The organism is Acidovorax sp. Leaf191, assembly GCF_001424425.1.
Lineage (GTDB): Bacteria > Pseudomonadota > Gammaproteobacteria > Burkholderiales > Burkholderiaceae_C > Acidovorax.
This window is the reverse complement of record NZ_LMPT01000007.1, coordinates 77,781-84,828: the sequence shown is the minus strand read 5'-3', so window position 1 is coordinate 84,828 and position 7,048 is coordinate 77,781. Positions and strand designations below refer to the sequence as shown.

Here is a 7,048-nt window from a genome sequence, read left to right as displayed (position 1 = left end):
GTGGCCCAGGTGTGCAACAGCGTGAAGTTCGGCGTCATCGTCTACAACCGCGACCGCACCAAGCTCACGGCCAACTCCCTGGCCATCCTGGCCGACCGCTGCCCCAACCTGATCGGCTTCAAGGACGGCGTGGGCAACATCGAGACCATGTCTTCGATCTTCATGAAGATGGGCGACCGCTTCTCCTACCTGGGCGGGCTGCCCACGGCCGAGGTCTATGCGGCTGCCTACAAGGCGCTGGGCACGCCGGTGTATTCGTCCGCCGTCTTCAACTTCATCCCCAAGACGGCGATGGAGTTCTACAAGGCGGTGGCAGCGGACGACACCGCCACGCAGCACAAGCTGCTCAAGGAGTTCTTCATGCCCTACCTGGCCATCCGCAACCGTGTGGAAGGCTATGGCGTCTCCATCATCAAGGCGGGCGCCAAGATCGTGGGCCACGACGGCGGCCCGGTGCGCGCACCGCTGACGGACTTGAAGCCCAGCGAGATGGAAGAGCTCAAGGCGCTCATCGACAAGCTCGGCCCGCAGTAATACCCACGCCCCCCCAGAAACAGGAAATCCCCCGCGTCCGGCCGTGCACGGACGCGGGGTTCTGTAGCGGCACGCCTTTGCACTCTTCATCCATCACACATAACAACGGAGACAGACAAGATGTTCAGAACGCTCATTCTCGCCACGGCCACCATCGTGGCTGTCGCGGCCCTCGCGGGCTGCGCCAACCACGCACCCGCCACGTCGTCGGCATCGGCCGAGCAGGCCGTGGCCGCTGCGGCCGAGCGCCTGCGCATGGCCATGATCGACCCGACGCCTGCGGCCCTGGCCCAGCTGGTGGCTGATGACCTGAGCTACGGTCACTCTGGCGGCCGCGTGGACACCAAGGACAGCTTTATCGGTGACCTCGTGGCCGGCAAGTCGGACTTCGTAACCATCGCCATCACCGAGCAGACCATCAAGGTCGTGGGCAACACCGCCATCGTGCGCCACACGCTGACGGCCGACACCAACGACTCAGGCAAGCCCGGCAAGGTGCAGATCAAGATTCTGGGCGTGTGGCAGGATCAAGGCGGCACCTGGAAGCTGCTGGCCCGCCAGGCCGTGCGCGTCGCGGCTTGAAGCCCAGACCCGACCAAGGGCCGCCGATGCGGCCCTTTTTTCTTTAAGGGCCGTTTGCGCCCACCATTCTTTCCCGTACCCATGACCACCACCGCCCTGCCCCGCATCCTGCAAATCGGCCGCCTGCCCCTTCCTGCGCTGGAGACAGAACTGGCCGCCCGCTACCACGTCACCTGCCTGGCGGACCAGGCCGACCCGGCCGGCTACTTGGCGTTGCGTGGGGCGGAGTTTTCGGGCGTGGTCACCACCGCATCCATCGGGCTCCAGGGCGAGGTGATTGCCGCCCTGCCCCACCTGCAGGTCATCAGCAGCTTCGGCGTGGGCTTCGACGCGCTGGACATCGACGCCGCCAAGGCGCGCGGCGTGCAGGTAGGCTACACGCCCGGCGTGCTCAACGACTGCGTGGCCGACATGGCCTTCGCGCTGATGCTGGATGTGTCGCGCGGCATCGCCGCCAGCGACCGCTTCGTGCGGCGCGGCGCATGGACGCAGAGCCGCTTCGCCCTGGGCAGCCGCGTCTCGGGCAAGCGCCTGGGCATCGTCGGCATGGGCCGCATCGGCCAGGCCGTGGCCGAGCGCGCCAGTGGGTTCCGCATGGAAGTGGGCTACCACAACCGCCGCCGCGACCCCGGCATCGCGCAGCAGTACTTCGAGTCACTGGTCGAACTGGCGCGCTGGGCCGACTACCTGGTGCTCACCGTCGCCGGTGGACCGGCCACGCGCCATCTGGTGGACAGCACTGTGCTGCAAGCGTTGGGCCCGCAAGGCTTCCTCATCAATGTGGCCCGCGGCAGCGTGGTGGATGAAGCCGCATTGATCGATGCGCTGACACACCGCCGCATCGCCGGCGCCGGCCTGGACGTCTTCGAGGACGAACCCCGCGTGCCCGAGGCATTGATGGTGCTCGACAACGTGGTGCTCACGCCCCACACCGCCAGCGCCACGCACGAAACCCGCCGAGCCATGGCCGACCTGGTGCTGGAGAATCTTGACGCGTTTTACACACAGGGCGCGGTGAGCGTGCCCGTGCCTGGGACTTGATGCAACAAATCAGCGGTTTGGATCCTGTGTCAGCTGGGTTTTTGCATTCTTTTATAGAGCGATCGCCTGCCTAAACAGCAGGCTTCTTTGTGTGGGATATTATCCACCCCCAAAACATTGCCGTCAACAGCAGAAATCCGCCGAATAAAATAGAGGCGATGAGTTCATCGGGAGATGGATTCAAAACAGCACCGTTATGCAAGTAAGTCTCTTCGCGAGGATAAATTGCCAGCGAATGAATACTTATAACAGACCCAAGCAAACCACACAGCCCAACAATTATTCTGGAAAATTTTACCGCCAAAACTAGGGAAACCATCAAACCTGCAAATCCCATACCAGATAATATCAAAAGAAATTGCTGAAAGCCGAATGCACCAAAATGCTGACCGATAACATCATGCACCACACTCCAAGCCAACCAACCAAAAATAAAAACAATCGCAGAAATTATCAACAGTAATAATTTTAAAATTTTGATCATGCTATATTTCTACCAAAATGGGGCGAGGTAGATTTTTTTGATAGACGTCAGAAAATATTATAAAGTCCCCACCTCGACCATGTCTTTCACGCCACAATCGAAATTGCCTATTTTCGACATAACTCATTCCCACATGAAAGACAGATGCCGAAGCACCCTCTCGGCCCCAATAGCCTAGAGGCTCATCCTCGGTGTTAAAGTCATAGCTATCCCGCACATAAAAATTCAATCTTTCAATGGATATTCTATGACTTTTCTGGTTCGGCATAGCGCCGGCAAGAGGCTCCGCAGTTCCACTGACTGCAACATGCATGGTGAAAGCCGCCAGGCCACAATCAAGTGGATCCACTCCGCCACCGTAGGCGACCGCTACAGAATTCAAATGGCTCGTTTCATGTAGCACAACAGCACTTTCAGCTTGGCCAATTTTTTCTTTGCCGTTAGTCAAAAAATGCTGACGTTTTAGAACTCGCCTCAATTCTTTCAGTGCCAACGCCGTATTAAGTCGTCGCTCGAGCGTGGAAATCGCCACATTGGCACGGGTAAATCTCCGAACCCAGTCCATCTTTACTATAGCTGTATCAAGATGCTGGCTTGGAACCGTGAGAAAATCCTTATCTCCCGCGCGCCAGTTCTCGGGCAATACGAATTTCGGAGAGGCAAACCATCGCCTCATTAATGCAGCACCTACGCCAGCCTGCATCTTTTTCTCCATGACCTCGGGAATTTCAATCAATTGAAATTGGTCGAAGCAGGCACTTTGACTTTTTGCGGTATAAGCTGCTTCAGTAGAAATAGTTCTGGAAACTGAGGCATAAGAACTCCGCAATGCATCGTATGCATCTTTTTTTACGGAAGCAAGTGTACCCTCCGGCATGTAATTGGCCATATTTTCTGGGATAATCGATAATCACAATGCCAATTCAAGATTTCGCATCAACAGTCGCACATTGCTGCAGTCAGCGCTGGGCAGCAAGACGCCCATGCAGGTCATGAAAAAGTAGTACCAGGAGCGCCCGGATCCAACCGACCGCATACTAGAAAATAACTGGCAGCAATCGCCGAAGCCACGCCACAGCGGCCTGCCAGCCAACGCAAATGGTCGCACCCAAATAAAAATTTGGCTGATATTAAATATTCATTAATATGAATTTACTATCACGACTAATTGACATCGAGCGGTTGAAATCGACTTTCCCACGCCTTGTCAAGACTGTGTTGAAAGGTACTATCTTTGAACGGAACAATCGCCGCCCCGAAATCAGCATCGGAGAGGGCCTGGCGAGCAGCTGGTGTCAGTCGAGACCAGGCAATGGCGGGTTGAGAGCCGCCCAGATGGTCCGTATAGGTCAAGCTGTGGTTGAAAGGGAAATCTGTCTCTGTGTATTTCACCAGTGGCCTCGACCCGTAAAGAGGTGGACGGAAAAGCGTTTGATACCCGCCATGTGCCGAGTAAGAAACTGCATTGATTTGGGCTTGCGAAGAACATTGGCTCAGCCAAACGACGACGGCCTCCCAATCATGGGTATGTCCCTGACCGAGAACAACGATATCCTTGGGAAAATACCATGCATACATGACAGCACATTCATTGTGGTAAGGCTCCGCCCGAACATATACCTGGCCAATGCTTTGTGAACACCCCCCATTGACGGGATAGGTAGGACGCAAACCCCGGCCTACATTGCCGTATGCATCCACGGCAGGGTACGGTACACAGCCTCCATCCACAAAAAGCCTGGGCTTGAAAGTGGCTTCAAACTCATCCACGCTCTCCGGGAAGCTCACAATTTGGTTATGGGGCAGGCTATGAAAATAGACCGATGCTCCACCGTCTTCAAAAAATTCGTCGGCTTCGTCCAATCCACTTTGCGCGTGCGCGGCTCCACAAGACATCGCCGCGATACATGCGGAAAATATAATTTGGGTAAAATTGCGATTTTTGACCATGATCCGCCTCCAAATGAAGTGGTGTAGGAAAATTCAGGGCTCAAGCATCCCGGATAAAAACCGGCCAAATCTTATAAGCAATCCATCAATATTTAATATTCAAGATCAACCTACTCATACCATTAAATACTCTTTTCAAGCCCGACGACAGCTACATTAACCATAGGTCCCGCATCGCAATGCGCTGCGCTGCACGGCGGGTCCATAGCAGGTCACCACCCACCTACCAACGGATTCGCCCCACTGTGCGTGCGCCCTGCAGCCAATTCAATTTCAAACTACAACCATCCCGCCGATGGGGCTGCGCGCGAGAGGGTGATAGCGACAAACTCAGGATATGGCGTCTATGTGCAGCTGCACCGAATCATTCAGGTACACCGGCGTCACCTTGAAGCCCTTGACCGTGACCGAGCCGAACGTGCCACGCACCATGCTGCCCCGCACGATGGTGATGGTGGAGCCCACTGCGGGGGTGTAGCCCGCCCGGAAGCTGACCACCAGCGAACCTGCAAGCGTCGCGGGGCCGCTGGCGTTCAGCTGGCCCGCGCCGTTGGCGCCCAGTCGCAGGTCCAGCGTGCTGCTGCCGCCTTGGGTGTACGCACCGCCAATGACCACCGCGGAGGCTGCGTTGCTGATGAAGGTGCCGCCGCTCAGGTACACGTCGCCCTTGCCTGCTGCATTGGCGGAGTCCGCCTGCACGGCGCCAGCCGCGACCTCGGTGCCACCGGTGTAGGTGTTGGCCCCTGACAGCGCCAGCGTGCCGCTGCCGCGCTTGGTCAGCTTGCCGGCGCCGGCAATGTCGTTGCGCCAGGTGTCCAGGGCGTGGAAGCCGCCTTGCGCGGCGTCCATCGCCACCGCCACATCGCCGTTGAAGTTGCCGTAGCCGTCGCCTGCCGCAAACAGGTTCAGGCGCCCCCAGCCTTCGGCGTCGTCCATCACCGGGTAGCCCGAGGCGATGGCCGTCGTCTTGAGCACCACGCGGCGCTGGCTGGCATCCAGGTACGGAAAGCGGGTTTCGAGCAGCACTTCTGCGCCCTTGGGCACCACGGCAGCGCGCGTGGTGTCGCCGATCGGTGCGAAGCCGAAGGTCATGCGGCGCAGGTACTCGGCCTTGTTCGTGGCGCGGTCGGCAAAGCGGTCAGTGCCCACGGGCTGCGAATGTGCGAACTGCTGGAACTCGGCGGGCGTTTTCGCGCCGACGGCAGCCATCAGCGTGCCGCGGGCCTGCGCCAGCGCGGCGGCCTTGCGCGGGGCGTTCACGCCGGTGGCGATGCTGGCGGCAGCCACGGCCTGGCCGTGGATGCGGCCGCTGATCACGTCCAGGGGCGAATGCATGCCGGCCAGGATGCGGCTTTCGCCCAGCTCCAGCCCACGGGCGAGCATTTCCTGGAAGCGTTCGGGCACCACGTACGCCATGGCGATGGCGTCGCGCACGCCCTCGGCCGTGTGGCCGCTGGTGAAGCCGCCATCGGTGGCGGGGGTGGTGCTCTTGGCGGGGCCCAGGGTCGGCAGCACCATCACGCTGGCGCTCCAGCGCCAGGGGCGTGCGTATTTGTAGAACCGCTTGGCAGGTTCGGTGGAGCCGTTGTCGCCGATGCCCCCCAGAAAGTCCACCACCGTGCCGAAGCTGGTGTTGGCACTGCCGCCCACGCCCACGTTGTTGCCGATGTCGTTGTATACGACGCTGGTCGCGTCGGTCGGAACGTTGTTGATGGAGGTGGTCTGCTGCGCGGCGGTGCGCCACGCGCTGGTGAGCGGGCCCAGGCCATCGGTCACGCTGTAGCCCTTGCCACGGCGGTCATCCAGGTAGGCCTGTTGTTCCTGCGCGGCGGTGCGGCGCGTGGTGGCATCCACCACGTACTGGATGTTGCGGGCATGCACGTCCCGGTTCAGCACCGTGCCGTCCGTGGCGTCGCCCGGGATGCCGCTCCAGCTCGATGGGGCAATGGCCGGGAAGGTGCCGTTGGCCGGGGCAGTCACGCCGGCGTCCACCAGCTGGGTGCTCGGCTTCCAGATGTCGAGGAACCCGCCCAGCACGCGCACCCCCGCGTTGGTCGCCAGCGTGGCGTAGCGCGCGTCGCCGCGCTGGTTGGTGAATGCGAAGTCGACGAACGGCGGGGTGCTGGCCTCGTTGGGCACGGGGGCCGTATCGGCACGGCCCAGGCCGACGGGTGCTTGCGGGGCGGCCGGTTCTGCGTCGCCTCCCCCTCCACAGGCGGACAGGGCCAGGGCGGCGGCAAGGGCAATGACAAGGGGGCGGTAGGTGGGAAGCTGCAACATGGCGGAGGACACGGGTTGGACGGGCAAAGGCGGTCGCTGCAAACAGCGCCGGTGCAGGCCCACGCGGGCCGGCTGCGTCGCACTGTAGAAACGGCCCATGACACTTGCGTGACGGCTGCTGGACGGTCAAACGGGTGTCATGTGCAGCTGAAACCCACGCCTGCAGAGGGCTGCCGG

7 protein-coding genes are annotated in these 7,048 nt (G+C 60.1%); 3 read left to right on the top strand and 4 right to left on the bottom strand.

Features of this window, described 5'->3' with window-relative positions:
• From ASG27_RS07530 to ASG27_RS07520, 3 genes are all read left to right on the top strand, one after another.
• On the top strand, positions 1-534 hold a 534-nt coding region (locus ASG27_RS07530), incomplete at its 5' end, for a dihydrodipicolinate synthase family protein (protein ID WP_200912410.1).
• A 120-nt stretch (positions 535-654) separates the two neighbouring features.
• Positions 655-1,116, top strand: coding sequence for a nuclear transport factor 2 family protein (locus ASG27_RS07525; RefSeq protein WP_056414869.1), 462 nt, complete (start codon positions 655-657; stop codon positions 1,114-1,116).
• An 81-nt stretch (positions 1,117-1,197) separates the two neighbouring features.
• Positions 1,198-2,157: a 2-hydroxyacid dehydrogenase gene (locus ASG27_RS07520; protein WP_056414866.1), complete on the top strand. Its 960-nt coding sequence runs from the start codon at positions 1,198-1,200 to the stop codon at positions 2,155-2,157.
• Between the two features lie 70 nt (positions 2,158-2,227).
• Here ASG27_RS07520 and ASG27_RS26580 read toward each other — a convergent pair whose 3' ends face one another.
• From ASG27_RS26580 to ASG27_RS07515, 4 genes are all read right to left on the bottom strand, one after another.
• Positions 2,228-2,641 (bottom strand): hypothetical protein, encoded by a 414-nt coding sequence (locus ASG27_RS26580; protein ID WP_156370784.1) that lies wholly within the window; start codon positions 2,639-2,641, stop codon positions 2,228-2,230.
• 1 nt (position 2,642) lies between these two features.
• Positions 2,643-3,530: a DUF6402 family protein gene (locus ASG27_RS26575; RefSeq protein ID WP_156370782.1), complete on the bottom strand. Its 888-nt coding sequence runs from the start codon at positions 3,528-3,530 to the stop codon at positions 2,643-2,645.
• 275 nt (positions 3,531-3,805) lie between these two features.
• Complete coding sequence (locus ASG27_RS25840; protein WP_082486008.1) at positions 3,806-4,591, bottom strand: NPP1 family protein; 786 nt, start codon at positions 4,589-4,591, stop codon at positions 3,806-3,808.
• A gap of 330 nt (positions 4,592-4,921) precedes the next feature.
• Entirely contained in the window at positions 4,922-6,871 is a 1,950-nt protein-coding gene (locus ASG27_RS07515) for an acid phosphatase (protein WP_056414863.1), read from the bottom strand.
• Positions 6,872-7,048: the final 177 nt, after the last annotated feature.